General features: G+C 60.3%; 27 protein-coding genes and 3 pseudogenes. 9 read left to right on the top strand and 21 right to left on the bottom strand.

Features of this window, described 5'->3' with window-relative positions:
* Positions 1-20: 20 nt before the first annotated feature.
* The 8 genes from trbJ to NKH67_RS24845 form a co-directional block, all read right to left on the bottom strand.
* Entirely contained in the window at positions 21-746 is a 726-nt protein-coding gene (gene trbJ / locus NKH67_RS24885) for a P-type conjugative transfer protein TrbJ (RefSeq protein ID WP_023718720.1), read from the bottom strand.
* The gene (gene trbE, locus NKH67_RS24880) at positions 743-3,193 is read right to left on the bottom strand and encodes a conjugal transfer protein TrbE (protein WP_352917937.1); all 2,451 of its coding nucleotides are present in this window, start codon (positions 3,191-3,193) and stop codon (positions 743-745) included. The genes trbJ and trbE overlap by 4 nt, the downstream gene beginning before the upstream one ends.
* Positions 3,187-3,459, bottom strand: a complete 273-nt coding sequence (locus NKH67_RS24875; protein ID WP_352746273.1) for a VirB3 family type IV secretion system protein — start codon at positions 3,457-3,459, stop codon at positions 3,187-3,189. Before NKH67_RS24875 ends, trbE begins: the two co-directional genes overlap by 7 nt.
* Entirely contained in the window at positions 3,459-3,767 is a 309-nt protein-coding gene (locus NKH67_RS24870) for a TrbC/VirB2 family type IV secretion system protein (protein WP_352528997.1), read from the bottom strand. Before NKH67_RS24870 ends, NKH67_RS24875 begins: the two co-directional genes overlap by 1 nt.
* Before the next feature lie 10 nt (positions 3,768-3,777).
* The gene (gene trbB, locus NKH67_RS24865; protein WP_352720257.1) at positions 3,778-4,746 is read right to left on the bottom strand and encodes a P-type conjugative transfer ATPase TrbB; all 969 of its coding nucleotides are present in this window, start codon (positions 4,744-4,746) and stop codon (positions 3,778-3,780) included.
* Positions 4,743-5,156 carry a CopG family transcriptional regulator gene (locus tag NKH67_RS24860; RefSeq protein WP_352910894.1) on the bottom strand — a complete coding sequence of 138 codons (414 nt, stop codon included), beginning with the start codon at positions 5,154-5,156 and terminating at the stop codon, positions 4,743-4,745. The genes trbB and NKH67_RS24860 overlap by 4 nt, the downstream gene beginning before the upstream one ends.
* 120 nt (positions 5,157-5,276) lie before the next feature.
* Positions 5,277-7,304, bottom strand: a complete 2,028-nt coding sequence (locus tag NKH67_RS24855; RefSeq protein WP_352610158.1) for a conjugal transfer protein TraG — start codon at positions 7,302-7,304, stop codon at positions 5,277-5,279.
* A 972-nt stretch (positions 7,305-8,276) separates the two neighbouring features.
* The gene (locus NKH67_RS24845) at positions 8,277-8,510 is read right to left on the bottom strand and encodes a hypothetical protein (RefSeq protein ID WP_352467844.1); all 234 of its coding nucleotides are present in this window, start codon (positions 8,508-8,510) and stop codon (positions 8,277-8,279) included.
* Positions 8,511-8,781: 271 nt separating this feature from the next.
* On the opposite strand from NKH67_RS24845, the gene NKH67_RS24840 reads away from it, so the two are divergent.
* The 6 genes and pseudogenes from NKH67_RS24840 (at position 8,782) to NKH67_RS24815 (ending at position 13,946) form a co-directional block, all read left to right on the top strand.
* The gene (locus NKH67_RS24840; protein WP_352910898.1) at positions 8,782-9,000 is read left to right on the top strand and encodes a KTSC domain-containing protein; all 219 of its coding nucleotides are present in this window, start codon (positions 8,782-8,784) and stop codon (positions 8,998-9,000) included.
* 951 nt (positions 9,001-9,951) lie between these two features.
* Positions 9,952-10,305 carry a hypothetical protein gene (locus tag NKH67_RS24835; protein ID WP_352594728.1) on the top strand — a complete coding sequence of 118 codons (354 nt, stop codon included), beginning with the start codon at positions 9,952-9,954 and terminating at the stop codon, positions 10,303-10,305.
* A gap of 598 nt (positions 10,306-10,903) precedes the next feature.
* Positions 10,904-11,116: a hypothetical protein gene (locus tag NKH67_RS24830; protein WP_352594726.1), complete on the top strand. Its 213-nt coding sequence runs from the start codon at positions 10,904-10,906 to the stop codon at positions 11,114-11,116.
* A gap of 641 nt (positions 11,117-11,757) precedes the next feature.
* Positions 11,758-12,459 carry a Crp/Fnr family transcriptional regulator gene (locus tag NKH67_RS24825; RefSeq protein ID WP_352910901.1) on the top strand — a complete coding sequence of 234 codons (702 nt, stop codon included), beginning with the start codon at positions 11,758-11,760 and terminating at the stop codon, positions 12,457-12,459.
* 83 nt (positions 12,460-12,542) lie between these two features.
* On the top strand, positions 12,543-12,788 hold the full coding sequence (locus NKH67_RS24820; protein WP_352479079.1) for a hypothetical protein: 246 nt from the start codon (positions 12,543-12,545) through the stop codon (positions 12,786-12,788).
* Between the two features lie 524 nt (positions 12,789-13,312).
* Positions 13,313-13,946 (top strand): annotated as a pseudogene (locus NKH67_RS24815) (hypothetical protein).
* A gap of 21 nt (positions 13,947-13,967) precedes the next feature.
* On the opposite strand, the gene NKH67_RS24810 reads toward NKH67_RS24815, so the two are convergent.
* From NKH67_RS24810 to NKH67_RS24765, 9 genes and pseudogenes are all read right to left on the bottom strand, one after another.
* Complete coding sequence (locus NKH67_RS24810; RefSeq protein WP_353031937.1) at positions 13,968-15,422, bottom strand: PHP domain-containing protein; 1,455 nt, start codon at positions 15,420-15,422, stop codon at positions 13,968-13,970.
* Positions 15,382-15,627 (bottom strand): hypothetical protein, encoded by a 246-nt coding sequence (locus tag NKH67_RS24805; RefSeq protein WP_353031935.1) that lies wholly within the window; start codon positions 15,625-15,627, stop codon positions 15,382-15,384. The genes NKH67_RS24810 and NKH67_RS24805 overlap by 41 nt, the downstream gene beginning before the upstream one ends.
* A 737-nt stretch (positions 15,628-16,364) precedes the next feature.
* On the bottom strand, positions 16,365-16,610 hold the full coding sequence (locus NKH67_RS24800; protein ID WP_352911367.1) for a DUF982 domain-containing protein: 246 nt from the start codon (positions 16,608-16,610) through the stop codon (positions 16,365-16,367).
* 483 nt (positions 16,611-17,093) lie between these two features.
* Positions 17,094-17,336: a DUF982 domain-containing protein gene (locus NKH67_RS24790; protein ID WP_352911361.1), complete on the bottom strand. Its 243-nt coding sequence runs from the start codon at positions 17,334-17,336 to the stop codon at positions 17,094-17,096.
* Positions 17,337-17,520: 184 nt separating this feature from the next.
* Positions 17,521-17,739: a hypothetical protein gene (locus NKH67_RS24785; protein ID WP_352911358.1), complete on the bottom strand. Its 219-nt coding sequence runs from the start codon at positions 17,737-17,739 to the stop codon at positions 17,521-17,523.
* A gap of 274 nt (positions 17,740-18,013) precedes the next feature.
* Positions 18,014-18,241 (bottom strand): hypothetical protein, encoded by a 228-nt coding sequence (locus NKH67_RS24780; RefSeq protein ID WP_352457911.1) that lies wholly within the window; start codon positions 18,239-18,241, stop codon positions 18,014-18,016.
* A 140-nt stretch (positions 18,242-18,381) separates the two neighbouring features.
* Positions 18,382-18,576, bottom strand: a complete 195-nt coding sequence (locus NKH67_RS24775) for a hypothetical protein (RefSeq protein ID WP_352911355.1) — start codon at positions 18,574-18,576, stop codon at positions 18,382-18,384.
* Between the two features lie 240 nt (positions 18,577-18,816).
* Entirely contained in the window at positions 18,817-19,083 is a 267-nt protein-coding gene (locus NKH67_RS24770) for a hypothetical protein (RefSeq protein ID WP_352911352.1), read from the bottom strand.
* A 643-nt stretch (positions 19,084-19,726) separates the two neighbouring features.
* Positions 19,727-19,924 (bottom strand): annotated as a pseudogene (locus NKH67_RS24765) (transposase); the annotation flags it as partial.
* A gap of 75 nt (positions 19,925-19,999) precedes the next feature.
* Between NKH67_RS24765 and NKH67_RS24760 the strand changes: the two are divergent.
* The gene (locus NKH67_RS24760) at positions 20,000-20,251 is read left to right on the top strand and encodes a DUF6074 family protein (RefSeq protein ID WP_352911349.1); all 252 of its coding nucleotides are present in this window, start codon (positions 20,000-20,002) and stop codon (positions 20,249-20,251) included.
* On the opposite strand, the gene NKH67_RS24755 is transcribed toward NKH67_RS24760, so the two are convergent.
* Positions 20,197-20,613 carry a hypothetical protein gene (locus NKH67_RS24755; protein WP_353031960.1) on the bottom strand — a complete coding sequence of 139 codons (417 nt, stop codon included), beginning with the start codon at positions 20,611-20,613 and terminating at the stop codon, positions 20,197-20,199. The genes NKH67_RS24760 and NKH67_RS24755 overlap by 55 nt on opposite strands.
* Positions 20,614-20,815: 202 nt before the next feature.
* Here NKH67_RS24755 and NKH67_RS24750 point away from each other — a divergent pair, with 202 nt between their 5' ends.
* Positions 20,816-22,450, top strand: a complete 1,635-nt coding sequence (locus NKH67_RS24750; protein ID WP_353031931.1) for a PIN domain-containing protein — start codon at positions 20,816-20,818, stop codon at positions 22,448-22,450.
* Here the strand turns inward: NKH67_RS24750 and NKH67_RS24745 are convergent.
* Positions 22,404-22,631 (bottom strand): peptidoglycan-binding protein, encoded by a 228-nt coding sequence (locus NKH67_RS24745; protein ID WP_352911341.1) that lies wholly within the window; start codon positions 22,629-22,631, stop codon positions 22,404-22,406. The two genes, NKH67_RS24750 and NKH67_RS24745, sit on opposite strands and share 47 nt — an antisense overlap.
* Positions 22,621-22,722, bottom strand: a pseudogene (locus NKH67_RS24740) (damage-inducible protein); the annotation flags it as partial. The gene NKH67_RS24745 and the pseudogene NKH67_RS24740, both read right to left, overlap by 11 nt.
* A gap of 313 nt (positions 22,723-23,035) precedes the next feature.
* On the opposite strand from NKH67_RS24740, the gene NKH67_RS24735 reads away from it, so the two are divergent.
* Positions 23,036-24,310: a DUF4238 domain-containing protein gene (locus NKH67_RS24735; RefSeq protein WP_352911338.1), complete on the top strand. Its 1,275-nt coding sequence runs from the start codon at positions 23,036-23,038 to the stop codon at positions 24,308-24,310.
* Here NKH67_RS24735 and NKH67_RS24730 read toward each other — a convergent pair.
* Positions 24,286-25,188: a hypothetical protein gene (locus tag NKH67_RS24730; RefSeq protein ID WP_352911335.1), complete on the bottom strand. Its 903-nt coding sequence runs from the start codon at positions 25,186-25,188 to the stop codon at positions 24,286-24,288. The two genes, NKH67_RS24735 and NKH67_RS24730, sit on opposite strands and share 25 nt — an antisense overlap.
* Positions 25,189-25,208 lie beyond the last annotated feature (20 nt).

The following is a 25,208-nucleotide window of genomic DNA, read 5'->3' as shown; positions in this document are numbered from 1 at the left end:
TTGTCTCGAAGAACTGCTGATCAGTTGCCGGGATAGGCCGTTCCGGTGCCCAGGAAACGCTTCGTCGTCTCGCGGGCGGCTTCCTCGGACTGCGCCTTGCGGGCAGCATCTTCGGCTTCAGCCCGGAACTGGGTCGCGAGCAGCGTCTGGATCTGAATCTGCTGCTTGGTCGAAAGCGCGATCAGCTGATTGGTGGCCTGGCTTGCCTCAAGGGCACCTGCCGCGCCCTGACTGCGGTTGACGAGATCGGTAAGCAGGTCGCCGTCGGCCCGCACGTTCTCCACGATCTGCGACTGCGCGCTCATGGTTTGGCGGAACGCCTGCATGGCGTTTTGCCAGCGCTCGCGCGCGGCGCTCGCCACATCGCTGACCTTGATTGTGGCGTCGTAGCTTTCCGGATATTGCACACGCCACTGGTTCTGAAGCTTGTCGAGATCGAAGCTCAGGCCGCTGGCCTGGGTCATCAGGCCGTCGATCCGTTGGAGCGAACCTGTGAGCTGGCCGACGGAAGAAAAATCCAGGCGCTGAAGGTTGCGCGCCATGTTCTGCAGCATCGTCGCCTGGTTCTGAAGCGACTGGATCTGGTTGTTTATCTGCTCCAGGGAACGTGCCGCTGTCAGCACGTTCTGCGCATAATTCGACGGATCGAACACGATTAGGGCGTGGGCCGGCTGGACGTAGTCGGCCATCGGTTTTGCGATTAGGGAAACGGTGATCAGGCTGGTGAGAAGGCGGCGCCGCATCATGACGATTGCTCCTTGTCTGGTTGAGGGAATTGCTGGAGAAGCTCGGCAGCCCAATCGAGGCCGCGCGCACTCAGGAACCGGGAAGCAAAGCTGTCCTGCCCGTGCTCTGACAGGACGCTGTCGATCAAAGCTTGCGTGGCCGGATCAGAGGCGCCGCAGAGCGCAAGAGCGATCGGGCCGAGCCCGAGCTCGAAGAGGCGGTTGCCGCGGCGCGACTGCAGATAATACTGGCGCTTCGGTGTGGCACGGGCGACCAATTCGATCTGCCGCTCGTTCAGGCCGAAGTGCTCATAGGCTGCCCGCGCCTGCGGTTCCACGGCACGGTCATTGGGGAGAAAAATGCGCTGTGGGCAGCTCTCGATGATCGCCGGCGCGATGGAAGAGCCAGCGATGTCTGCAAGTGACTGCGTGGCGAAAATGACGGAGACGTTCTTCTTTCGCAGCACCTTCAGCCATTCGCGGATGCGGGCGGCAAAGAGCGGGTTGTCGAGATAGACCCAGGCCTCGTCGAGCATGAGCAGTGTTGGCCGGCCGTCGAGCCGCTCCTCGAGGCGATGGAAGAGATAGGTGAGCACCGGCAGCACGGCGCCTTCCTGGTGCATCAGCTCTTCGGTCTCGAAACACTGCACATCCGACAAAGCCAGCCGATCTTCATCGGCATCGAGCAGCCGGCCGAAGGGACCGTCGAGCGTGTAGGGCATCAACGCGGCCTTGAGCCCATTGGACTGAAGCAGAACCGACAGGCCAGTCAGCGTGCGTTCCTGCACCGGCGCAGTGGCAAGGCTGATGAGTGCCGACCAGATCGCCTCCTTTACCTCGGGCGTAACGCTGACATTCTCATGGGCAACGAGGCCGGCGATCCATTCCGCCGCCCAGCTGCGAGTAGCCTGGTCGCCGATATTGCTCAGTGGCTGGAAGGCAAGCGCACCATCCGAGCCCAGCGCGTGGTGTTCTCCGCCCATGGCCAGTGTTGCCGCACGAGCCGAATTGCCCTTGTCGAAGACATAGACCTGCGCCCCGGCATAGCGTCGAAACTGCAGAGCGACTAGCGCGAGCAGAACCGACTTGCCGGCACCGGTCGGCCCAACGACCAGCATGTGGCCGACATCGCCGACGTGGGTGGAAAGCCGAAACGGTGTCGACCCGTTGGTCTCTGCGAACAGAAGCGGCGGGGATTCGGTCCCAGTCACGTTGGCGAGATGCTCGTTATCCACCGGACCGGCCCACGCCGACGACAGCGGCATGACATGGGCAAGATTCAGCGTGTGAACGAGCGGCTGGCGAACGTTAGCGTAGACATGACCGGGCAACGAGCCGAGCCACGCCTCGACCGCATTGATGCTTTCACGGATCGTGGTGAAGCCGAGCCCATTGACTATGCGCTCAACCGCTCGGAGCTTTTCCGCGGCGGCCTGCCGGTCCTGGTCCCATACCGTCACCGTTGTGGTGAGATAGCCGAAGCCGACGTGATCGCCGCCCAATGCCTGAAGGGCGGCATCCGCATCGAGCGCCTTGTTGTCGGCGTCACTATCGACGAGAGGGACGGGTTCGTTGGTCACGACCTCGCGCAGGATGGCTGCGACCGATTTGCGCTTGGCAAACCACTGACGGCGCAACCGGGTCAGTGTCTTTGTGGCTTCCGTCTTGTCGAGCGGGATGAAGCGCGTCATCCAGCGGTAGGCGAAATCCTGATGGTTGAGCGCGTCGAGGATCCCTGGCCGGGTGACGTTCGGGAAACCAAGGATGGTGAGGGTGCACAGATGCTGCTCACCCAGCATCGGCTCCAGGCCGCCGGTAAGCGGCGCGTCAACCAGAACACCGTCGAGATACATTGGCGTTTCCGGCATGGCGACCGGATGGCGGTAGGTCGAGATTGTGCCGTGCAGATAGGTTAGCGTCTCGGCATCATCGAGGGCGCGCACTTCCGGCATGAAGCCGGACAGCAAATCCAGGACGCGGTCGGTCCCGTCGCGAAACCACGCCAGCTCCTGGCGCCAGTCTCTAGCCCCTCCCGAGTGATGCGAGTCGACCAGTGCGCTTTCCGCCCGCGCCTGGCCATCTGGCGCCGGCATGAAGACCAAGGTCAGATGATAGCCACTCTCGAAGTGCGCGACCTTGCCCTCGAAGGCCGCGCGCCGTTCCTCATCGACCAGCCATGAGGCAGCATCGGGAAAAGCCGAGCTCGGATAGCCCAGCGCTTCAACGCGCTCGGCCTCGAAAAACAACCCCCATCCGGAGCCCAACCTTCGTAGCGCATTGTTGGCTCGTGCGCAGATGCCGACCAACTCGGCTTCGGTCGCACTTTCAAGGTCGGGGCCACGGAACCGGAAGGTTCGCTGGAAGCTACCGTCTTTATTTAGCACGATGCCGGGCGCGACCAAAGCGGCCCAGGGCAGATGATCGGCAAGCCGATCGGCTTTGCCGCGATACTCCGAAAGGTTCAGCATGCAAGCCACCCCTTCAGGCGAAGATGACGGACAAGCACGCTGGCGAAGTCCGGATCGCGGCGAGCGGCAAAGACCGCGAGCGTGTGGCCGGCCATCCAGAGCGCCAGTCCGGCGATCCACTGCTGCAGGCCAAGGCCTATTGCCGCGGCCACCGTGCCGTTGAGGATCGCCACCGCTCGCGGCGCGCCGCCCAGCAGGATCGGCTCAGTCAATGCCCTGTGAACGGGGACTTCGAAACCCTCGATATGCTGCTCTCCGGTGGCCATCAAACGAGTGCCCCGCCGCCGAAGGAGAAGAAGGAGAGAAAGAAGCTCGATGCCGCGAAGGCGATCGACAGGCCGAAGACAATCTGGATCAGCCGGCGAAAACCGCCTGCCGTGTCACCGAAAGCAAGGGTCAGGCCGGTGGTGATGATGATGATCACTGCGACGATCTTGGCGACCGGTCCCTGCACCGACTCAAGGATCTGCTGCAGCGGCTGTTCCCAAGGCATGCCGGAGCCCGCTGCGTGGGCCGGGACGGTGAGAAGAAACGCGAGCGCGGTGGACGAAAGGAAGCGAAGCTTCTTGCGCATGAGTGACCTTTCAAAACTGCTGGAGTTGCGGAAGCGTGAGCGGGGTGACGGCGTAATCACCGCTGCTGTCGAGACCGGTGACCTCAGCGATCGCGTCAATGCGGCGCGAGGATCCGCGCCCAGCGATGAAGACGATCAGATCTACCGCATCAGCGATGAGGCGGCGGGGAACGGTGACGACGGCTTCCTGGGCGAGCTGCTCGATACGGTAGAGAGCGGAGCGCGCCGAATTGGCGTGAACCGTCGCGATGCCGCCGGGATGCCCGGTGTTCCATGCCTTCAGCATGTCCAGGGCTTCCGCGCCCCTGACTTCGCCCACGATGATGCGGTCGGGTCTGAGCCGCAGGGTCGAGCGCACGAGATCGGCGAGCGTGACCGCCCCCCGCCTCGTCCTCAAGGCAACGCAATCCTTCGCCGCGCATTGCAGTTCGCGTGTGTCCTCGATCAGGATCACCCGCTCGTCGCAATCGGCGGCTTGTGCCAGCAGCGCATTGGCAAGTGTTGTCTTGCCCGACGACGTGCCGCCGGCGACCAGGATGTTGCGCCGCTCGCGGACCGCCTTCTTCAGCGCATCGGCCTGCAGCGGCAGCATGACCCGGTCGGCGACATAGTCGGCCAACGTGTAGAGTTTCGCCGCAGGCTTTCGGATGGCGAAGCATGGCCCCAGCACGACAGGCGGCAGCAGACCCTCGAAGCGCTCGCCCGATGGCAATTCGGCGCTGACAATCGGATTGTCAGCATGCGCCTCGGCGCGCACGTGGGAGGCGACCAGGCGGATGATGCGTTCGGCCTCAGAAGGATGCATGTGCACGCCGGTGTCGACCCGGCCTTCACCCAACCGGTCGAGCCGCAGCGCACCGTCGGGATTGACCATCACCTCAATGACGGTCGGATCGGCAAGGGCTTCGGTGATCGCCGGACCCATGGCGGTGCGCAGCATGGCGCGGCGGCGATGGTCGGCTTCCGGATGAGAACTCATCCTTCCCCTCCCCTGCGATCGTCGGTGCCAAGTGACCGTTTCCCGGAAGCGATCTGGCGGCCGACCTGTTCAACGAATTTGTCGAAGCGCTCCTGGGCAATCGCTTGCGTGGCCCTGTCCGGCACCGGCGTGTGAGCATGAAGCGTGATCGAAAAGCGGATGAAGAGCGCCAGGCTCTCCAGGATCATCTCGACATCGCGCCTGACATGTCCGAGGTCGCGGGAAAGACGGTCGAGCCTCTTGCCGTAGCGCTGGTCGAGTTCATTCTCCCCACGCTGCTCGATAAAGGTCTCGACCGCGTGCGCCACAATGGCCGATTTGGTGGTCGATGAATTGCGGCTGAGGTTCTCCAGCTTCTCGCTCAACTCGGGTTCAAGCAAAAACTGGTGACGAATGCGGTGGGGCTTCATGCTGCTCGTTCCCTCTGACCGGCGCTGATGCACCGGCGACGGGAACGAGCATCGTCGAGATCCTCGAAATCGCTTACGGCCGTTATCTACGCTGAGATGCGCCCGCGTATGGCGCGCCGTTCAGAAGCCGGGCACGATGTCCTTGTCGTCGCCCATTCCCTCGTTGAGGCCGTACGCACGTGCGGCGGTGGAAATCCGATCCATGACGCGCTTGTCGGCGAGCGTCTCGCAGTCATCGTCTGCGGGCGTGAACAGATCGCCCTGATCAGGCTCCTGGACGACGAGGGTCCGTTCTTCGCGCAGGCCCGGATGGCGCTGCTGCTGGACACCTCCGTCTTCGATTGCCGCGCCGGCACTGTCGTCATCGCCAGCAAGACGCCGATCCACGCCGCGCACCTGTCCACTCCAATCGTCCGGGCGCGACGTGGGCCGGTCCGCGTAGGCACCGTCGCGCAGCACCGGCGAAGGCAGCACTCGCTCCGTGAAATTCGGATCCTGGTAATAACGCAACTTCTTGGCGCGAATCGGCGGCAATCCCGAAACCAGGATTAGTTCGTCAGCCTGCGGCAACTGCATCACCTCACCCGGCGTCAGCAGGGGGCGAGCGGTCTCTTGGCGGCTTACCATGACGTGGGACAACCAGGGCGCCAACCGATGGCCGGCATAGTTGCGCATCGATCTGAGTTCCGTCGCGGTACCGAGCGCGTCCGAGATGCGTTTGGCCGTGCGCTCGTCATTTGAGGAAAAGGCAATCCGCACATGGCAATTGTCGAGAATGGCGTTGTTCTCGCCATAGGCCTTGGAGATTTGGTTCAACGATTGCGCTATCAGATAAGCGCGGATGCCGTAGCCTGCCATGAAGGCGAGCGCAGTCTCGAAGAAGTCGAGCCGACCGAGCGCCGGAAATTCATCCAGCATCATCAGGAGCTGATGCTTGCGGCTCTTCTTTGGATCGCCCTCCAGGCGCTCGGTCAGCCGCCGGCCGATTTGATTGAGCACCAATCGCACCAGGGGCTTAGTGCGCGAGATATCCGACGGCGGCACGACCAGATACAGCGACATCGGTCGCTCGGCATCCACAAGGTCGGCAATGCGCCAGTCGCAGGCCGATGTTGCCGCGGCCACCGTTGGATCACGATAGAGCCCGAGAAACGACATGGCGGTCGAGAGAACGCCTGAGCGCTCGTTCTCTGACTTGTTCAGCACCTCACGAGCCGCCGAGGCCACGACCGGATGGACCTGAGGCTTGTCCACCGTGCCGAGGTGGTTTGTGGTCATCATCCGCTGCAGTGTCGCAGCGAATGAGCGTTGCGGGTCCGACAGGAAGGTGGCGACACGGGCGAGTGTCTTTTCCTCTTCGGCGTAGAGCACGTGCAAGATGGCGCCAACTAGGAGTGAATGACTGGTCTTCTCCCAATGGTTCCGCCGCTCCAGCGCGCCTTCCGGATCGACGAGAATGTCGGCGATGTTCTGAACGTCGCGGACCTCATCTGGACCTTTGCGCACTTCCAGCAGCGGGTTGTACCGCGCCGATCTCGGATCGGTCGGATTGAACAAGAGACAGTGCGAGAACTTCGACCTCCAGCCAGAGGTCAGCTGCCAGTTCTCGCCTTTGATGTCGTGAATGACGGCCGAGCCGGTCCAGGAAAGAAGGGTTGGAACAACGAGTCCGACGCCCTTGCCCGAACGTGTCGGCGCAAAGGCCATGACGTGTTCTGGTCCGTCATGGCGCAGATAGCGATAATTCAGTCCGCCAAGGAAAACGCCGGCCGGCTGAAACAGCCCCGCCTTCTCGATCTCCAGCTTCATGGCCCATCGTGAGGACCCATAGGTGGTGACCAACCCCCGCTGCCGTGCGCGCCAGAGGGACCCAGCTATCGCGGCGGCACAGCCCAGGAACCCGCTGGCTCCGGCAAGTATGCCAGCCTTGTCGAAGACTTCAGGCGCATAGGCGTCAAATTGGAACCACCATTCGAACAGTTTCCACGGCTGGTAGATCGGCCAGCCGACTGTCACAAACCATGGCGCGCCGAGTGGCGGCTGATAGAAGAGCATGTGGGCGCACCATTGGGTTGCAGTCCACACGCCAAGAATGACAATTGCGAATACGACAGCGATCTGCCCAATCAGCAACTTCGTGGGTGTCAATGGCTTGCTCCGCTCTTCTGGCCAGACGGACCAAACATCGCGCCGAGCGATGAGAATTCGAACGGCCGCTACGTGCGACTAGGTGCGATGACAAGGTTGATAGGCATTGTTCAGCTGCGAACAGCGAAAATCCGCCGCAGCAACCGATCGGCGGTGCCAGGTACGCGGTTTGGTCGCAGAAGATGTTGGGGCTTCAGGCGCGGGCACATTGAAGATGTGCTGACAGACAAACCTTTGGAGCCGACGCGTTTGTGCGAGAGCGAGCTGAAAGGCTCGGCGAGAAGTCGTCGTTCTCAATTGGGCGACGGGGGATACATCGGCGAAGACGGCATAAGGCAGGATGGGCCAGACCGAGCCGATGGCAACGTCGTAGCCAAGGCCTTGGAGCCCATAGCGCCTGGCCGGGAGGCCGCCGCCAGTCAGGCTTACGCGGCGCGTGGTTGAGCGAGGTGAAGACCCGAACGGGCTCGACGAGGGTCCACGGCGGTCACAATGTTGTGGTGGTGATCGCAGTAGACGCGATCCGGCGAAGTTGGCCCAGCACAAAAACGATAACCGCCAGGTACAGAAGCGTCTTCGCTCACCGGGAAGCGGCACTGATAGAGGCCTAGCTGAATGAGGGGGACGTCTCTCGAAGTTGGTCTGGTATTTTCAGGCATGATGGTTTCCTAGTTCGTAGCAATTACCAGCTGACGGCCGCAGTGCGACCCGTCGGGACGAGCTTCTCTCGTTTTGGAGGGCTATGGGTCACCATATGGTGTTGGTAGCACCATCAATGAAGCCCTACGCCCTGCTTCTGAAGCCAATAGTTTGCGACTTAAGGCCACACGCGCGAACGCATTAGTAATCTACCATCGTGTCCCCGAGGCACTCGCCCGCCGCGGTTTGCCGGCGGCGGGGTCGCACTGGCTTGTGGGGCCCTAGGCCCACTCGCGGCGCTCGCACTCGATCTCGGTGCGGGTTTCCCGTGTCTCACCGCCCTGTCAGCGCCTTGCAAATGAGCGAAACCAAGCTGTCGCGCGCTCGCTCGTGGAGTGCGCCTTTCGGCCGCCATGCAAGGAAATCATCAACGCTCATCCAATCAGCCGGGTTTGTGTCGGCGTCTGGCTGGCTGAATTCCACATACAAATGCAGTTCGTCCGGCACGAAGACGACCCTCCATAATCCTTTGATGTCATTGGCAAGGTTGTAGGCGAGGACGGTCATGGCGGGGCACTCCTTTCGCCGTGGAGCGTGCCTATCTCACGGGAAAATTCCATCACCAGAAGTTAGTATTGACGCTCGCGCTTTCTCAGAAATCCAACGTCCGCGTGATGCCGAAAGGTGCAGCCAGCTTTTTGTGTATCTCGATGGAACACGGGATCGCCGCGAAAGTTCGGTGCACGCAGCGAATCCTCCCCCTCCAGGTATTGCTGCAGATCGGTATTCCGATCGGCCCGCGCTCCCCGCAAGGCGCGGGCCTCGGGCTGTGGTGCTCATGCCATCTACTTCGATACGCAAAACGGAATACGATCCTGACAGAAGAATCCTCTCTGTCTGGTTTGTGGCCAGCGACAAGCGGTACGAGTTTGAGGGGGTACCGCCGGAAACCTTTGCCGCGTTCCGGGCCGCGTTCGCCAAGGGCCGCTACTTCAACGACCACATCCGCAACAATTTCCGCTATCGTCTGGTTGCGAGCGATAGCGACCCGGGATGACCTGACCTGCCGACCGCTCAATCGTCCTATCGCTCCAACCGGCGGTTGGTGGACGCGTTGCCGCTGTGGCGCTTAGGGTTGGTTACGGTCCGCGCTCACCTGGCAAGCCCAACCCCCCGGCATCCCCCCGCCTGGTGCAAAGCGTTTGATCGGTCCCGCCGTTCTGGCAGTGCGGCGGGACTTTTTTGCGGTCCAGGTGGAACATCGGCGCGCGGGGAAGGCGCGGTGCACGCAGCACCCTTTTCTCATCCAACGTACGCGGTGGCGCGCTGAAGGGTCTCGACGTCGGTCTGCCGCCGGAGCTCAACTAGCTGGACTATTGCTCGACCGGAAGCGGCTCGTGCTGGGACTCAGCGTGGTGGAAGACCTGTCCAAGATCGCGCGCGTCGAACGTTTGGCCGCAGACTGGGCAGTAGACCAAGTGCTTCGACTCGTCTTCTACCGGCCCGTCATGCGGCCTGCCCTCATAGCCCGTCGCGATGTTGTCGGTTCTAATCCGGGGCAACGACAAGTGCCTTTCGTCGGTTTGGCGGCCGATATTTCTACCGGACCTTGTCACGGTCGACCGTGACCAGCGGCCCGAGGTCGATCGTCACGGTGTCCTCGTCGATGCGCGTGACCTCGCCTTTCAGGTCGATTTGCTGGCCCTCGGTTCACCTTGGTGTGGTCGATGATGGAATGTGGGAAGTCGTAGCCTGGGATCGACACGCTTACGCGGTCCTCTGTTATCCGCCTTCGAACCCTGGCCGTAATGGCCACCTGGTCACCAATGTCTATTCCCCGAGCCATGCCACGGATTCTGGTGCGGGCAGCGTCTTCTTCAAGAGATTCTAATATACGTCCGCCACTTTAAGGCTGGCCTACGACCAGAGTGACAAAAGTTGAGCTTCTTGGGGGAACACTCTTTCTATCTGCCTGTTGGATTTGCCAGCGCACACCGCGAGAAAGAACATGAAACGCATCCTTTTGGCTTCGGCCGTACTGGCGGTGTCGGCCGGGCTTTCCTTTGCCCAGACGACCAGCGGAACTTCGAGCGGAACCTCGACGAGCGGCACCTCGACCACGACAACCATGCCCAGCACGACGGATCAGGGCACCGGCACGACGAGCAGCGGCACCAACATGTCCGGCGATCAAGGCACCGACACGACCACGACCAGCGGCACCACAAATGCGAACTCGGCCAGAGACTGCGCGCCCGGCCAGCAGACTGGCAGCGCTCAGCAGGCGGCGCCAGGTCAGCAGGACACGACAGCCAAAACCGCCGCGCCAGGCCAGGTGAAAAAGACCGACGAAGGTTGCTGATTGGCACATCGGCTCGGGTTGGAATCACCAGCGTGTGGCTGGCTGGTCTCCCCCGACCACCGGCTAAGATAAACTCGGCTGGCGAGCAAGTTGCCGCCAGCCGAGCATCAGTCCAGGAACGTTTGCGCTTGCTTGTGCTTTCAGTGGGGCACGCCTAGCTTCTGTTTGCTTTCGGTCAGATAGTGTCGCTGGCGTCTTCGGACTACCGGTGAAGCAAGTCCGATGTGCGCCTATCGCGACCCCGCTTCACCTGCCGTCCAGCCGTTCGCGCATTCGCGATCGTCGCTCTCGGCAACAGGCGGCGCGCGCGGCCAGGACGTATCGCATGTGCGCGCTGTCGAAGGAGGCGCCCAGCAACATTGCGCGTGAAGGCACGCGGGCATCCGATCGATCGTTAACCTTTCTCTGCAATGAGCGCCTTGTCTTCGGCGATGGGCCTCCGGCTCTTACGCATTATGGAGATCACATGTTGGTCCCGGCACCCGATGCCGGGAGCAGGTCTGCTTCGGAGCGTCGTGACAGAACTGGGCGACATGGTTGCGGTGGAGTAGGCGCCGTCGCCCTGGATGAACAACAACTGTCGCATGCGGTGCATACGTTGTCGAAGCTTTCGGTCGGCCGCGGCCGCATCGACGACGACCACAACGGCATCAAGTCGTTGCTGAAAGCCCGCAAGGTATCGTCAAGACATAGCGTGCCGGCGAAGATCCGCCCTCGCGACAGGGATTCGTCAGGCCGATCGGTCGGCAACGTGACCGGCCAGATGAGCGAGAGCTTACCCTCGGTGCTGGTCTCGACCCGGCTCGTATAGAGGCCTGAAGGGACATCTCCAAACGCTCATCGACGGTCGTCGATCACTGCCGACTACGGTCGAGGTCGTATGGCTCGTGGCCTAGCTCGTTGTGATGAAGCGCCTCTGCCATACACCTGATGTCGAACGCTTGGCCGCACCCCGGGCAGAGGACAAAATACTCCTCCTCCCGAAGTGGCGATGCATCGTGGTCTTGGGGGATGACGATGTCATTGTATTCGTCGGGCATTGGGTCCTCCGGCAACGCCGCCCGCCATGCTGGAACGCCTGCCGGCAGGATTTGTTTCAAAGTTACTGCGCTTAAGAAGAGGGCCGGAACGGGTGAAGCACAATGTCGGTAAGCGCAAGGCGACGGCGCCCGAAACTCATCACGTGAGCTGAACGACTGCTTTTGCCAACTCGATGCTCGAAACCTGCCGATCTGCTTAGGCCGGTTCCGGACATTCGTGACCGGCCTCATAAGTCATAAGAAGCGCCCACCACCTACGGGACTCAAGCCGACATTCCCCGAGCCTTTCGCCAGGCACGGACTCTTTGCCAACCGCACATTTGAAGCCTATGCTTCCCACATCGGCCGCCAGCGCGTCGGACGCAGCCGACAGTAAGAGGTACGTGCTCTTGCCCGCATGGGAGAGAGAGCCATGCCCCAATCCCTTCTTCGCAACCATGTATTGAAAACCCTCTCCTCGGAGGATTTCGCGCTTTTGAGGCCGTCACTGCATCACGTCGAACTGGGCATCAAGGACCAGCTGGAGGTCGCATATCATCCGATCGAGCGTGTCTATTTTCCAGAGATGGGCATCGCGTCGGTGGTCGCCACGATGACCGGAGGGCGGCAAAGCGAAGTCGGCATCGTCGGCCATGACGGCATGACAGGAGTTGCCGTTATTCTCGGCCAGGACAAGTCGCCCAATGAAACCTATATCCAAGTCGCAGGTAATGGCTGGATCCTCCCGGTTGAAAACCTTCGCTCAGCGATTGCAGACAGCCTGTCACTTCGTGAGTCGCTGCTTCGCTATGCCCACGCGTTCCTCATCCAGTCGTCCCGGACGGCACTGGTCAACGGCCACTCCAAAATCGAGGAGCGCTTGGCCCGCTGGTTGCTGATGGTCCAAGACCGCGTCGAAGGAAATAAGATCTACCTGACGCATGAATTCCTGGCGACAATGCTTGGTGCCCAGCGCCCCGGCGTTACCACGGCCCTCCAAATGCTTGAATATCGGGGGCTGGTTCACGCCAAGCGCGGCGAGATCACGATTATCGACCGCGTTGGAATGATACGACTCACGCATGGTGCTTACGGGGAGGAGGAGCAAAGTCACTTCGGCCTAGCCTCCGCCTAACTGTCCTAAATCAGACAAACCCTTGCAAGCTACCGAATTCGTGCCGTAAATCGTGTGGGTCAGGGTTCAGGGAGGAATTCTCGATGACCACCACTTTTGACACAGTCACGGTTGAAAGAGCCGCCGAAGCCTATGTTCTCTCCAGAGGCAAGGCCCACTTCCTTTCGATAGCACAGGCAATCCGCGCCATCCGAACACTCATGCCCGCATGCAGGGCCACCGACCGCGAGCTGGAGGAGCTCTTGGCGGCAGCATCCATTATTCACGGTGTGCCAGTCGCGTTCGACTTAAAAACAGCCGTGGCCGCAGAACCACGGCTCCATTCATAGGGCCGGGTGATGCCTGCGCTCGCGCAGACGCCTACCTTATCGGACGTTCGCCAAGCGATTGTCCGCCACCTGATCGACAACATCGGCAGCCCGAGCATTTCGATATCCGAGGTTAGCCACACCGTGAGGAGAATGCTTCCCTTTTGCGAACTCACGGACTGGCAACTTGGCGATCTCATTGCGCGAAGCGCGATCGATGCGGGATTCGCGATTGAATCCGACGGGGTGGGTCCCGAAAACGCATGTCGAGGCTCAATAGCGGAACAGCCGCTTTAGCCATGTGGCTCCCAATCACGGGCGGTCAGGTTGTGGCCCACGTACAGCCGCCAGGCGGCAACGCGCCTGATATCGCACTTCGAGATCAACTCGGCCGCTTCCTGCTAGCCGGGGTTGCAAGCGCCCCCGCTAACAATCGTGGTTGCGCCTTTAGGGCATCGCGGTTCAGACCGCTGGCGGATTAGAACTCATGTTGGCTTTGCGATCGGCTCATCGCTGCCGACAATCGGTGACCTATATAAAGGGGCATGTTCACGCGCCGAAAAAGCAGTGCAACAGCGAAGCTGATTGGAGAGTGGCCTTTAACCCCGGCTGCAACGCTTGGACCGTCAGAGCGAGGGGTATTTTTCTCGAAATACGCGCCGCCTTCCAACGGAGTTCAGGAAACTGCTCCATATCGAGTCCCGCGTGCTTACCGTGCACCTGTCTGAGGGCGCCCAGAATGATGTGCAGGTGGTATTCGGGATCGTATCCAAAGCAATGCGGAATATCGAAGACCTGCCCGTAATCCCCCGTGAAATCGAGGACATTCTGACGATCTCGACGGCCGAACGGCACCGCTGGCTGAAAGACGGTCGCTTGCAGAGCGCCGGGACGAAAACGGTGAAACTCCGCGGGCGGGCAAGGAACATCACCTTTCACGTGTTCGACCCGCAGCACGTCGAGGATGTCCTTGACCGCGACCTGGTCACGGTCTGGCGCGAACAGGACGCAGCGACAGCTGCAGAGAATAGGCGGCGTGGCGCGGGGAAGGCCGCTATGAAACGCGCTCAAAGAAGCGGTCGCGGAACTGCAGCTTCAGCTGGCTTTGGCCCCGATGAGAACTCGCACTCCAGTTTGCGCGGCTGGGAAGATTTTGAGAAAGACGGACTCCTGCGCTGATAGGCCGGGCGCACAGCCAGGTTAGGACGTTTGCCTGCGCCGTGCGAGATGCGCAAGGAGGGCCGCCAAACGCATCGCGTTCAGGACCCGCTTCGCAGGGACACCGCCCTTGCGCGCCATCTCGACACCCCAATGCATGTGGTCGAGCTCGCGGATCGAATGAGCGTCCGGATTGATGCTGAAGATGCAGCCCTGATTGAGTGCCTTTTGATGCCAGCGCCAGTCGAGGTCAAGTCGCCACGGATGCGCGTTGATTTCGACAGCGACGCCGTGCTTCGCACACGCTTTGAGGACTTTGTCGACGTCGAGATCATAACCGGGCCGGCGCAACAGCTGGCGACCGGTCATGTGCCCGATGATTGTTGTCCGAGGATTTCCGATCGCCTTAATGATACGCTCCGTCTGTTCCTTCTTGGGCAACTTGAAGCGGCTGTGCACGCTCGCGACGACGAAATCGAACAGCTCCAAGATATCATTCGGGTAATCGAGCGAGCCATCCGCCAGGATGTCCGCCTCGATGCCCTTCAGTATGCGAAATTTTCCATTGTATGCCTTGTTCAGCCGGTCAGCTTCGCGGTGCTGTTCAGCAAGCTCCTGCAACGAAAGGCCGCCTGCGTAGTGAGCGGACTGCGAATGATCGGCGACACCATAGTATTCGAAACCGCGCCTACGCGTGGCTTCAGCCATTGCCTCAAGCGTTTCGGTGCCATCGGATGCGGTCGTGTGAGAATGCAGGATGCCATGCAGATCTTCATCCCGAATGAGGGCGGGTAGCTTCTGCTTTGCCGCTCGCTCAATCTCGTCCCTGCCTTCGCGCAATTCAGGCTCGATAAACTGCAAGTCTAGAGCTTGGTAGATTTCTTCTTCTGTCGCTGACGCGATCAGCTTTCTCCCGCGATGAAGCCCGTCGGCGTTTAGGGTGAATCCCTTGTCGGCCGCGAACGTCTTCAGTTGCTTGAGGTGGTCTGCCGAACCGGTTGCTTCGAGCAGGCGCGCGCCAAAATGCTTCTTGTCCGTGACAACAAGCCTGAGGGTCGTATCCTCGGTTACAGTCGACTTTCTGGCCTGCGCTACCAGGGCGAAGTCGGAAACGAGCTCGCAACCGCGTCGGAAGTCACCTGCAATTTCGACGCGCGAAAACTCTGGATGCTCTTGCTTCACCGATATGACCGCATGTTCGAGAAGGGCGGCGGCCTTGTGCAGGTGAAGTTGCGTTTCGCCGCTTCGCACGATGGCCAGGTTCTGCAGCAGCTTTGTCTGAAGCGCGGCGCCGAGGCCTTTGACTGGGCGTATGCGGTCTTCTCTTGCTGCGGCCTCGAGCTCCGCCAGCGAGCTCACGCCGAGCGCCTGATGAAGCTTCAGTATCTTATCGGGACGAAGCCCGGGTATGGCAAACAGCTCCATCACGTCCGCTGGAACATCCTCGCGCAGCTTCTCAAGGCTTGGGTGCGTGCCGGTTTGGTAAAGCTTGGTCACGATGTCTGCGATCGTCACCGATCCCCGGGATCTTGGTGAGGGCGCCGGCGGCGATGATCCGATCAAGCGGCTGCGACAGCGCCGTCAGACTGTCTGCCGCGCGCAAGTATGCCTTTGTGCGATAGGGATTGTCGCCGCGCAAAGACGCCCGTTGTGCGTATTCCTTCAAAAGACTGGCGACGGTCCTCGGATCGATTTTTGCCATTGCTTCAGCCAAACGAGGCCGATCTCCGCAGGTTCCAATCAGGCAAGGCCATGAGCGCCGCGTTGCCCTTTAAATCCCGGCTTTACTGCCTTCTTCCCGCGTCGGCCGCTACAGATCGGGCAAGGATTGGTCAGCGCGACCCCGCCCCAGCGATTCAAGGATAGCGCGGAACTGAAAGGCAGCGGCGCGGACGGCCTCAAAATCGAGGCCTTCACCGGGTCGAGGTCGAACACGAGGCGGTCGGCCTTTTCGACATCCGTATCCGGTTTCTGCCATCGGCTTTAGATGCCTGACATTCCGGTTCCGGTCCCCTTACCTCGACGTGCCCCATAGACGCCAAGTACCTCGCCCAGAGCAAGCTCCGATGCCAGTTTCAAGAAGTGCAAAATGGCCCATAAATGCGCCGGCCAGAGTGAATGCTCTCGTATCCGGGTCTATTTCGAGCAGCGCGGACTTGGTCAGCATTCGGACAGCCTAGCGGGTCCGTCCCAACATAGCCATGGGCACCGGCCTGCTACTCACGGAGCACCCCTTCCTCCTTGGCAGCAGCCTCGAAAGCCTGACGGACCTCCTGTCGGCGCACAGTTGCACAGCCTTCCTCCACTTAGGTCCCATCTTGGTCCACTTCATGAGTTCCTCGGCGGCACCCTCGACGTTGTTGCACTCGTAGGTGACCCCAGGTCGGTCGGTCTTGACGTACACCGGAGGGGAGAACCAATGGGTTACCACGACACCTCCTACTCAGGGGAGAGATACACGTTGGCCTCCTTAGCGGCAGCCTCAAAGGCCTTTCGTATTATGTGCGGGTCAATCGAATCGCCCTCCAAGGCTGACATGCAGAGGATCACCGCCTTGTGCCAGAGAGGCCCTCGCCGGGTCCACATGTTGAGCTGCTCAAGGGCTTCCTTCGCATTGTTGCAGCCATGCCTGACACCGGTTTCAGTCTTCACGAACACCGGAGGGACGAACCAGATGGGCGCCATGATACCTCCTACTCAGGGGAGAGATACACGTTGGCCTCCCTGGCAGCCGCCTCAAAGGCTTCACGGACCTCATGGGGGACATCCTGCCCTCGAACGCGTCGACGCAGGATTGGACCGCCTTGGTCCACCTCGGGGCCCTTTGTGTCCCACGCCATGAGTTCCTCGGCGGCTCCCTCGAGGTGGCTGACCCCATTGCGAATGCCCGGACGTTTCGTCTTCACGTAGACCGGGGGAGAGAACCAGAGAGGACCCATAAGGGGGAACTTAGAGCGGCAAGAGCCCGCCGACCAACCCCGCTTTAGCCGCAGCTAACGGAACGATGTAGGCCCTCGCGGGTTTAGAGGTGGCAGCGGGATTCTTCGTGATCTGCAGCCGTGTAGGGGGGTCCGTCGCCTCTCCCTCACCGGCGGCGGGCTCCTTTCGCGAAGGCGGTGTTGGTAATAGACACCTAGAACCTTATACCGCATCCAATTTAGCTAGTTCTCATTGGGGGAGTAATGTCCCCTCCTCTTTTGCAGCAGCCAGGAACGCCTTGCGAGCCTCCTCAGGTTCCATCTCGTCGAAAATCACGGCCATGCAAACACGCACCGCGAGGTCCCACCAAGGGCCACGCTTGGTCCACTTCATCAGCTCCTCGCCGGCTGTCTCGGCGTTGTTGACATTGTGGATGATCCCGGGACGCTCGGTCTTGACCGGGACCGGAGGGTTGAACCAGTGGAGAGCCATACGTCACTCTTTGTCGGCCCGATCAAGTTTCTCCAGCAAATACCTTTGCTCAGCCGGGAGCTTCCGTTCTACAGGCAGATTTAGCAGCTTGCGACGGTAATTGCGGATTACCTCTGACTATTGAAAATGACGCAGGACTGCGCGCTTCCGTTGCGATGCCACAGTGACTGAAGTTGGCTGACAGCTACTCCCGGGCGTCGAAAGCCACGCAGAGGCCCATGGCAGTTGCTGCCTCGACGATTGCCTCGGTTAGTTCTTCGTCGGAGGCCACCAAATTAGGCGCAGTCTCGCGAGCTTCGCGTAGTGCCGCTTTGATCGAGACCGTATCGCGACGGTCCGCCCTGTTGAGGAGTACAGTAATTGCTTGTTCTAGAAACGGACCGACCCTTCGCGCGACGCTCATCCAGCCCTCCCCAGGAACACGCCGAAGGGTACTCTACTCCCTACCTGAGCGGCATCAAGGCCATGTACGAATTGTACAAATTGGTACGGCGCTGGGCCGCGACAGTCAGGAATGTTTGTAGAATTTCTGTGGTGGGGATCGGACACCGGCTCGCGAAGACCCTCATGCTCCTCCTCGATCCTATTGACGCGCCTCGAGCCGCCTTTCTCCCACAATCCTAGGTCGGTCTGTCCTGACGTACACCGCAGGCGAGAACCAACGGGTTGCCATGAGGCTATTCGCGAAGATCGAACCCGACGAACAGGCCAAAGGCTGGGGCAACATTGACAATAAACTCCACCAGCTCGCAGTCAGTTTCCGCCAGATGTGGCCCGTCTCGGCGCACCGCTGCGATAGTCTCTTTGACGGAGATGATTTGGCCGCGACGGGCTTGTAGGATCAGCTCGTGAACAAGGTGTTTGGCAGTCACCTTGTCGGGTCGGCAGTTCGTCCAAACGTTCATACAAGGCCTCCCACCTCAGCGAGAAGCCAAGGGAACATTCATGATCCTCTGTCGGGAAAAATCAAGAAGAATGTTTGATAGCTTCTGAGTGGGAATCAGGGGAACAAGCCACGAAGCGAGCCTGACGCTCAGCCAGCCGGCTAGGGACCTTCTTCCGTCGGCCCCTGTTTGGCCCGATCAATAGCCGCAAGTAATGACTGAAGGGTTGGCGGCAGTTCTGGTTCGACCCCCAGATTTAAGAACGTTTGTACGTGATGACGATAGCCTTCGGAACGGATCAGTTTCCGAAACGCTTCGGAGACAGACTGATGGTCTGCTTTGTTGCTGGTTGTCATGTTCGGGAAGTCCGTCCCAATCAGCCGCAACTCGCCCGCAACGAATGGGTTCCATCAGGAGGTCGGAATATTTGGTAGAAATTTCTGAGCGGGAGATCGGATAACTGGCTCGCGCGAAGACCCCCCCGTGCCCCCTTCGTTTGCCGCAGCATTAACCTCGCTCTTTGAACTGAAATTCGTGTCTATCTAGCGTCGGCGTTGCACATCGTGAACGTTGAAATGCTTCTGTCCAATGTTTGCTCACGCTGTGATGCCAACGGGCAGGCTCTTGCGGCAGGGTGCCGCAAGGCGAATGAAACGCCGGCCCAGTTCAACCGCGCGACGTCCTTCAAAGCTGGGGGGATCGATCTTCACCAAGCGGTCTGCGGACTCGACCGCAGTTCGTATCCTGCTGCACAGCGCGAGATTTTCGGCCAGCATTTCTTCAGTGCGTTGAAGCGCGAGCTCGGTCCGGTGGATGCGCTGCCTGGCATTGGCAACTTCCGATGTCAAAAGATCGGCCGCCATCCCGTGGCCGTGGGGTTCCATAGTGTCCATGGGTTTCTAATACATGGGGGGAGATATCGTTCCCTGATGTCGGGCGAAACGGCGGGCCGCAGAAAAGCGCGATGAGCCGAATGACCAATGCGCTCCCTGTCAAAACAGCGCCAGAAACAGGCGAACGGCTTCGGCCGCTCTACATCCCACGGGCAGAGGCGATCACGGTCCAGAGGCCATTGATCTGTTCAGGCACGACTACAACGTAAGCGAAGACACACTCAGGCGGCTGGTGATCAAGCACCGTCTTCACAACCAGACAATGCCCGGTGCTCCGTGGAGAATAAGCGCTCCCGGTTTGGCTATGGCGCTCGCCGGCGATGATGACGCGCTTGCACGGTTGAGGCAGGACGATCGCGAGCACCCGGACGTAACTCGGTATTTCAAGCGGCTCGGCATCCCGCGACCCTGACCTGTTATCAAAAGTTATGGTCGCGGCTACTGTCTAGAGTAGACATTAAGTAGATGTCGCGGCCCGACAGGGCCCCACACAAGAGCGAACCGTTGCTGCCTTGCGCGTCGCCCTCTAGGCCGCCGGCGTCGAGTTCATCCCGGAGAACGGCAGCCGCGCCGGCGTGAGGCTCCGCAAACCTTAGGCCGTAGACTCGTTACTGCGCAGCCACACACCTGCTTTTCCCCATCGGACGAAGCGGTTGCAACAGGTGGTGCGCGGGCCATAGCGCTGAGGCAGGTCGCGCCATGGAGCACCGGAGCGCAGCACCCAGAAGATGCCGTTCAGCACGCGCCGATCATCAACACGCGGTACACCTCTTGGCTTGTTGGGTAGACGCTTTATTCCATTGCTGACCATTGTCCAAAAGCGCTGTTAACCAAATTTTCTCACCCGCCAATGCTTATTCGCGCGACTGAAGGGGTGAGGTGATCGATGTGTGATTCAAAGATAAGCGCGTTTCCGCTGCATCGGCGGCGGAAGTTGGTCGAAGGGATCGCCCGGGTCCTGGAATCCAAGAACGGGGAAGACGCGAACGCCTTCTGGCGCAACACCGCCAAGGCAATTCTCGTTCAACTGTCCGAATCAGGAATTGCACCCGGGGTCGCCGAACAGGAAGTTGGAACGCTTCTTCATGCTGTCTTGGGCGATATCGCCACCCGCAGTGCTGCGAAACTTGCACAATAGCATCGGCTCACGATGAGGGATTGCCGCATAGAGACGCCCCGGGGCTCCACAAGCGTAGCACCACTGCATCCGTCAAACGCAGGTTTCTCACTGCGGATGAAAAGATAGCCGCGTTCGTCGAAATCATGCGCGCGAATGTGCTCTCGGGCGAGATACGGTTCCGCCTCGCCTGTCCGGCGTTCATCGACCAAATCGAGGTAGGCGATGCGGAAACCCGCATTCATGGAAGGCCGACGGACCTTTTCCACGAGCTGAACCCGCAAAACCAATGAGCCGCCGTTGAGTTCCACACTGCCATTTATGCGACTTTTGAGGCACAAAAAGCGAACATCCAGTGGCGGCTTATGTGGTTTCGGCGTCATGATTGGCTGGAACGGGGAGGATAGCAGCCGGTCAAACTTTCAAATTGACACGCAACCCATGCGCCAGGCGTGAGTGACGGAAGCGAAGGACGCGTCCGCTCTTCGTACGGCAACATACCAAGCTTTGGTTGGCCATTGGCAAAAGTGCTTGAATTTGCCTGAAGGAGAGCAAATATCCGAGCCGGCAGACGAGGGGGCGGGAATGGAAATCCATCTGGTTGCGGACACCAACCTTTTCTTCGAGTGCAAGCCACTCGACCAGCTGCCGTGGCAAGAGCTCGGCTACGATCCGATTGTCATCCTCTTGGCGAAGCCCGTCCTGGATGAGATCGACAAGCACAAGAATGCCAATAGCCGCACGCGCGATCGCGCGCTCGAAATATTTCGGCGCGTCCGCCAAATGCTGAAGTTTTCGGTACTGGAATCCGAAATCCGGACATCCTCGCCAAAGGTCGTGTTGCGCCGCATGCCCAGCGTGAAACCGGATCCCGCGCTGGAGGAACATCTCGATTACACGAAAACCGACGAGAGACTCATCGGCATCGTGTCCACGCTGAACGCGCGGTCCCCAGAACACCGCGTAATATTGTTCACCGAAGATGCCGGACCAGCCATGACCGCTGATGGCCTAGCTATCCCGTACCTTATGATCGACGAAAGCTGGCGACGCCCTCCGCTGGCAACGGACGATGCCAAAAGGATCAAAGAGCTCAAAAGGGAAATAGAAGCCTATCGGGCGCAGGAGCCGAGGATTTCGATCGGCACCTGCGAAAGCGCGGACGGTTCGAACACGATAGCCGCGACTAGAAAGGTCGCGACCCCGCTCACGCAAATGGAAATTGGGGGATTTCTCGCGGCACTCAAACTTAAGCATGCGCTCGTAACAGACTTCACGCCGCCCTCTCCGTCGAGCACGACCGATGCTTCGGGCGAGGTGACGAAGATCGAGTACTCTTCCCCTGCCGAAGACGATATTAGCAAATATCGCGACGTGCTTTACCCGCAATGGATTGAACGGTGCCACGCGATCCTGTCGCAGCTCCATCACGGCCGCGACGAGATCGAGCCGCCCGTTATGGTGCGCTGGCCGATATCGAACAACGGCACCCGCCCTGCATCGCAGGTTCGCCTCGAGTTCGAGGCGAAAGGTTCGCTGGCACTCCGGCGTATCCGGACAGACGACGACGAGGATTCCGCGACTGGTGCGCCTTTGCGATTGCCGCCGACACCCCCCACCACACAGTTTCCGCTACCACCCAAACCTCCGTCATTTCAAAAGCAGGTTACGCGTATATCGCCACCTGCCGAACCGAAACCGAAGGTGACGCAGGGACTCGACATCTCGAAACTGATGGCTTCTGGAGCACTAGGCGACAACCCCCGACACATCGCAGAGATGTCCAAAATGCTTGGGCGCTTGGATACTTCCGCGGTGAGTGCAGCAGCCCGTCTGCTGCAGCATGATGTGTTTCGCACCTTCAGTCCCGACGCGTTTTTCGGTCAGGCATCACCCGAGACAGTTTCGTATCGGCCCTTACGAACCTACATTCCAGATCCGCATGACCCGGAATCCTTCTACTATGAGGACTGGCCGACGACCGGCATCGTGAAGAAGGGTGCCTTGACGTGCGACCTTTGGCGTCACCAGGCTAGCGAACAGGTTTTCGAATTTGAGGTGTTGTTCACAAAGACAGGAGAAGCCCGCGGCATTGTCGAATGCACGGTGCATGCCGAGAACCTGGCAAAGCCCGAACAAGCAAGGCTGATTGTCAGTCGGACTTTGGATTCGTTTAGCGTATCGGATGTGGCGAGCGCCATGGTCGAGATCTGCAACTAGCGTGCTCGATCCTGAGCGCAGTTAGCGTCTCGGGCGTAATCGTCCCGGTTACCTTCAGAGAGTAGTCCGCCTGCATATTCTGCAGTCCGGCCCTCAGGTCGGGATTCATTTCGCCGTCTATCTCGCCGCTGTAGTAGCCGAACGCAAGCAAGGCGAATTGGACCTCTTGGTTCCACTTCAAAATCGGCGCTTTCTCCCGCTCTCACCCGGATGAGTTCGAGCTGCCAGCGAGCACGGCCGATGCCGGGGACCGGCAAGTCGATACCGGGAACGCCGAACGGAAGCACCGCGCGATGGCGCGCCGGCCCGCCTTCGAGGCGTGCGATTCGCTCGCGAAGCGCAGCGATGGCAGGGCTGGCGGCCGGCTGACCCATGGATAAATCACTCTCAAACAGTCTTCCCAATGGATTTCGGGCTGATATGTTCCTTATTTGTTCTACTCGATGGGAATGCGGCTGCCCGTCAATCGCGACGCGGTGAGCCATTGCCGGTCATCGGATGCAAACGAAGTTTGCTGCTATGATGCGCTTCGGACTGCTTCCGCACCATCAACTGTGCTGAGGGGCCGCATCACGGCAGGAAACGATGAGTCGACCATCGAAAAAGCATCACTTCGTTCCTCAGGCCCAACTTCGGCACTTTGCCGCCGATCCAGAACGGCGCTCCATCTACGTTTTCGCCAAGCGGTCCGACCGGTCCTTTCTGACGTCGATTGCCAACGCTGGCTCCGAGAACGACTTCAATACGGTGATCCTGGGGGACACGAGATGGAACTTCGAGGACCTCTTTCAGGAGGTCGATGCCCGCTCCGCCCGCCTCGTCGCCGAAATCCTCTCGCGACGCTCGCTGGCGTGGATGACGGCGGACGATCGTATTGCACTGGCCGATTTCTTCGCGACCCAGATGCTACGGACTCATTTAAGCCGAACGGGACCAAAGCATCTGGCGGGCCAATTGCGGGAGATGACGCGCCAGGTCGGCTATGACCCGGATGCCGATCCGCACATGGCCATGCCCTCTGACACGGCAGTGAGGCTTGGTGCCGTCAAGGCGTTCCTTGAACGGGAAGGTCACACCGTCGCGCTGCTTCGTCTTCATCCCGCCCTCTATGGGAGCGACGGCGAGCATCGCTTCATCATCTCGGACCATCCGGTCAGCCGCATCAACGCCTTCCCCTACGGAGATGTCGGGCTCACTTCGCCGGGTGTCATGGTGATGCTGCCGGTTTCACCTGGCCTGACGCTTGCGTTGCATTGCGCGACGATTGCCCAGCGTTACGAACTGGCGGCGAGCGCGGATCTTGAGCCTGAACGCAAGGCAAGAATGATCCGCTATCGGGATGGTCTGCGGTCCGGTGAGGCGATCGCCATCGATGGCGACATGGTACGCTACCTCAATGGTCTCCAGGTCTCGCAAAGCGCCGGCTACCTTTATGCCGATACCGACGCGTTCGACTTCGCACGCGAGATTCTGCAGCAGGACGAGGACCTGCGGAGCGTCGAGGCGCATACCGAACTGGGAAAGATGGGGCACGCGCCCCCGCCGCGATCGGGCATGCCCGCGGGGACCCACCTCGTCGTCTTCGGTCCCCTCGATCACTGCGTGGTGGCGATTGAAGAGATCGACGAGGCGGGTGAAGGCCTGACGGCACGAACCAGGCAGGTCGATCTGCTTGCCCAAGTCGCTGCCGACAAGGGAATGTTGCGGGTCGAACTCTATGTCGATCGGCAGATGAGGCGTGGGATGGGCCAAGTGATGGTCGAGCGCTTTGGCGAACCATCGTCCGGCTGGTTTCGCGTTGTCCATCGCGATCCCAGCCTGAGATCGCTCAGCGTTCAGCTCGACGCCGAGCGCCGTTGAGATCGCCCGGTGGCGACAGAGCGCTTGAGAATCCGGTCGAGGTCGGCGTAGCTGAAGGCCGGGGCGCGGCCGATCAGGAACGACGGCGCGAACACATCGATCAGCTTCTGACCTGGTTGCACGGATTCGCGTATCCTGCGCCGGACCTGTTTCAGTTGCGCGCTGGACGGGTTTACGATGCCGTCGCGTTGCAGGACGGCCGTGACCATGCGCTCCAGGCGATCCTGTCGCATGCCCCCAATGCAGTAGGTTCGGATGTACCGCAACAGCGATTGCAGGAACAAACCCTGGCAGTGAAACGACTCCATGACCCCGCCCAGCGTTGCCTCAAATGCGGCCGTGACGTTCGAGGTGCGGTTCATCTCCCGATAGAAAGCCAGTGTTTGTGCCTCGAGGAAGCCGACGCTGATTTCCGCGGGCGGCGCGCAGAAAAGATAGGACGGCACGGGCTGCCTCAGGCTCACCTGCTTGTAGAGATGCAGGCCGAAGCACAGAGCAAAGATGCAGGTGAGATTGTTGGCCGTCGCAACATTGAGGGTCCGGAGATCTTCAATAATCTCGCCCCAGCCGACGCGTTCTCCGCTGGGCGCAAGCAGGAGCCCCTCGGCGACTGTTCCGTGAGCATCGGCATGGAGCACCGGCCTCAATCCCTGCTCGGCCTCCGTCATCAACTGCCTGAAGAGATCGCTCAGTTCGGCGCGATCTCGAACAGCATACGCGAAGACGGGGAAACCGCCGGCGGAGGCGAGGCCCTCAAGATCTTCGAGGATGCGCCGGGTGGGACCCATCTCACGTTCCGGTAGCGAGTGGATCCAGACGATCGCGTTGGTCTGCAACGGTTCCGAGATCGTGAGTGCGGTGTCCGAGTACGATATCATTCTGGTGGGCCTCGCCTTGC

This window comes from Mesorhizobium sp. M0968, from assembly GCF_040319065.1.
GTDB lineage: Bacteria > Pseudomonadota > Alphaproteobacteria > Rhizobiales > Rhizobiaceae > Mesorhizobium.
Note: the sequence above shows the minus strand (reverse complement) of the source record. Positions and strands in the feature narration are given on the sequence as shown.

Bases quoted from the DNA above. Each gene is read 5' to 3' on its own strand.
- trbB (WP_352720257.1), bottom strand. From the start codon at position 4,746: ATGAGTTCTCATCCGGAAGCCGACCATCGCCGCCGCGCCATGCTGCGC.
- NKH67_RS24775 (WP_352911355.1), bottom strand. From the start codon at position 18,576: ATGACAACCAGCAACAAAGCAGACCATCAGTCTGTCTCCGAAGCGTTT.
- NKH67_RS24760 (WP_352911349.1), top strand. From the start codon at position 20,000: ATGTGTGATTCAAAGATAAGCGCGTTTCCGCTGCATCGGCGGCGGAAG.
- NKH67_RS24825 (WP_352910901.1), top strand. From the start codon at position 11,758: ATGCCCCAATCCCTTCTTCGCAACCATGTATTGAAAACCCTCTCCTCG.
- trbE (WP_352917937.1), bottom strand. From the start codon at position 3,193: ATGCTGAACCTTTCGGAGTATCGCGGCAAAGCCGATCGGCTTGCCGAT.
- NKH67_RS24730 (WP_352911335.1), bottom strand. From the start codon at position 25,188: ATGATATCGTACTCGGACACCGCACTCACGATCTCGGAACCGTTGCAG.
- NKH67_RS24750 (WP_353031931.1), top strand. From the start codon at position 20,816: ATGGAAATCCATCTGGTTGCGGACACCAACCTTTTCTTCGAGTGCAAG.
- NKH67_RS24735 (WP_352911338.1), top strand. From the start codon at position 23,036: ATGAGTCGACCATCGAAAAAGCATCACTTCGTTCCTCAGGCCCAACTT.
- NKH67_RS24770 (WP_352911352.1), bottom strand. From the start codon at position 19,083: ATGGCGGCCGATCTTTTGACATCGGAAGTTGCCAATGCCAGGCAGCGC.
- NKH67_RS24840 (WP_352910898.1), top strand. From the start codon at position 8,782: ATGCCATCTACTTCGATACGCAAAACGGAATACGATCCTGACAGAAGA.
- NKH67_RS24780 (WP_352457911.1), bottom strand. From the start codon at position 18,241: ATGAACGTTTGGACGAACTGCCGACCCGACAAGGTGACTGCCAAACAC.
- NKH67_RS24790 (WP_352911361.1), bottom strand. From the start codon at position 17,336: ATGGCTCTCCACTGGTTCAACCCTCCGGTCCCGGTCAAGACCGAGCGT.
- NKH67_RS24820 (WP_352479079.1), top strand. From the start codon at position 12,543: ATGACCACCACTTTTGACACAGTCACGGTTGAAAGAGCCGCCGAAGCC.
- NKH67_RS24845 (WP_352467844.1), bottom strand. From the start codon at position 8,510: ATGACCGTCCTCGCCTACAACCTTGCCAATGACATCAAAGGATTATGG.
- NKH67_RS24835 (WP_352594728.1), top strand. From the start codon at position 9,952: ATGAAACGCATCCTTTTGGCTTCGGCCGTACTGGCGGTGTCGGCCGGG.
- NKH67_RS24860 (WP_352910894.1), bottom strand. From the start codon at position 5,156: ATGAAGCCCCACCGCATTCGTCACCAGTTTTTGCTTGAACCCGAGTTG.
- NKH67_RS24755 (WP_353031960.1), bottom strand. From the start codon at position 20,613: ATGACGCCGAAACCACATAAGCCGCCACTGGATGTTCGCTTTTTGTGC.
- NKH67_RS24785 (WP_352911358.1), bottom strand. From the start codon at position 17,739: ATGAGCGTCGCGCGAAGGGTCGGTCCGTTTCTAGAACAAGCAATTACT.
- NKH67_RS24870 (WP_352528997.1), bottom strand. From the start codon at position 3,767: ATGCGCAAGAAGCTTCGCTTCCTTTCGTCCACCGCGCTCGCGTTTCTT.
- NKH67_RS24805 (WP_353031935.1), bottom strand. From the start codon at position 15,627: ATGGCAAAAATCGATCCGAGGACCGTCGCCAGTCTTTTGAAGGAATAC.
- trbJ (WP_023718720.1), bottom strand. From the start codon at position 746: ATGATGCGGCGCCGCCTTCTCACCAGCCTGATCACCGTTTCCCTAATC.
- NKH67_RS24875 (WP_352746273.1), bottom strand. From the start codon at position 3,459: ATGGCCACCGGAGAGCAGCATATCGAGGGTTTCGAAGTCCCCGTTCAC.
- NKH67_RS24800 (WP_352911367.1), bottom strand. From the start codon at position 16,610: ATGGCGCCCATCTGGTTCGTCCCTCCGGTGTTCGTGAAGACTGAAACC.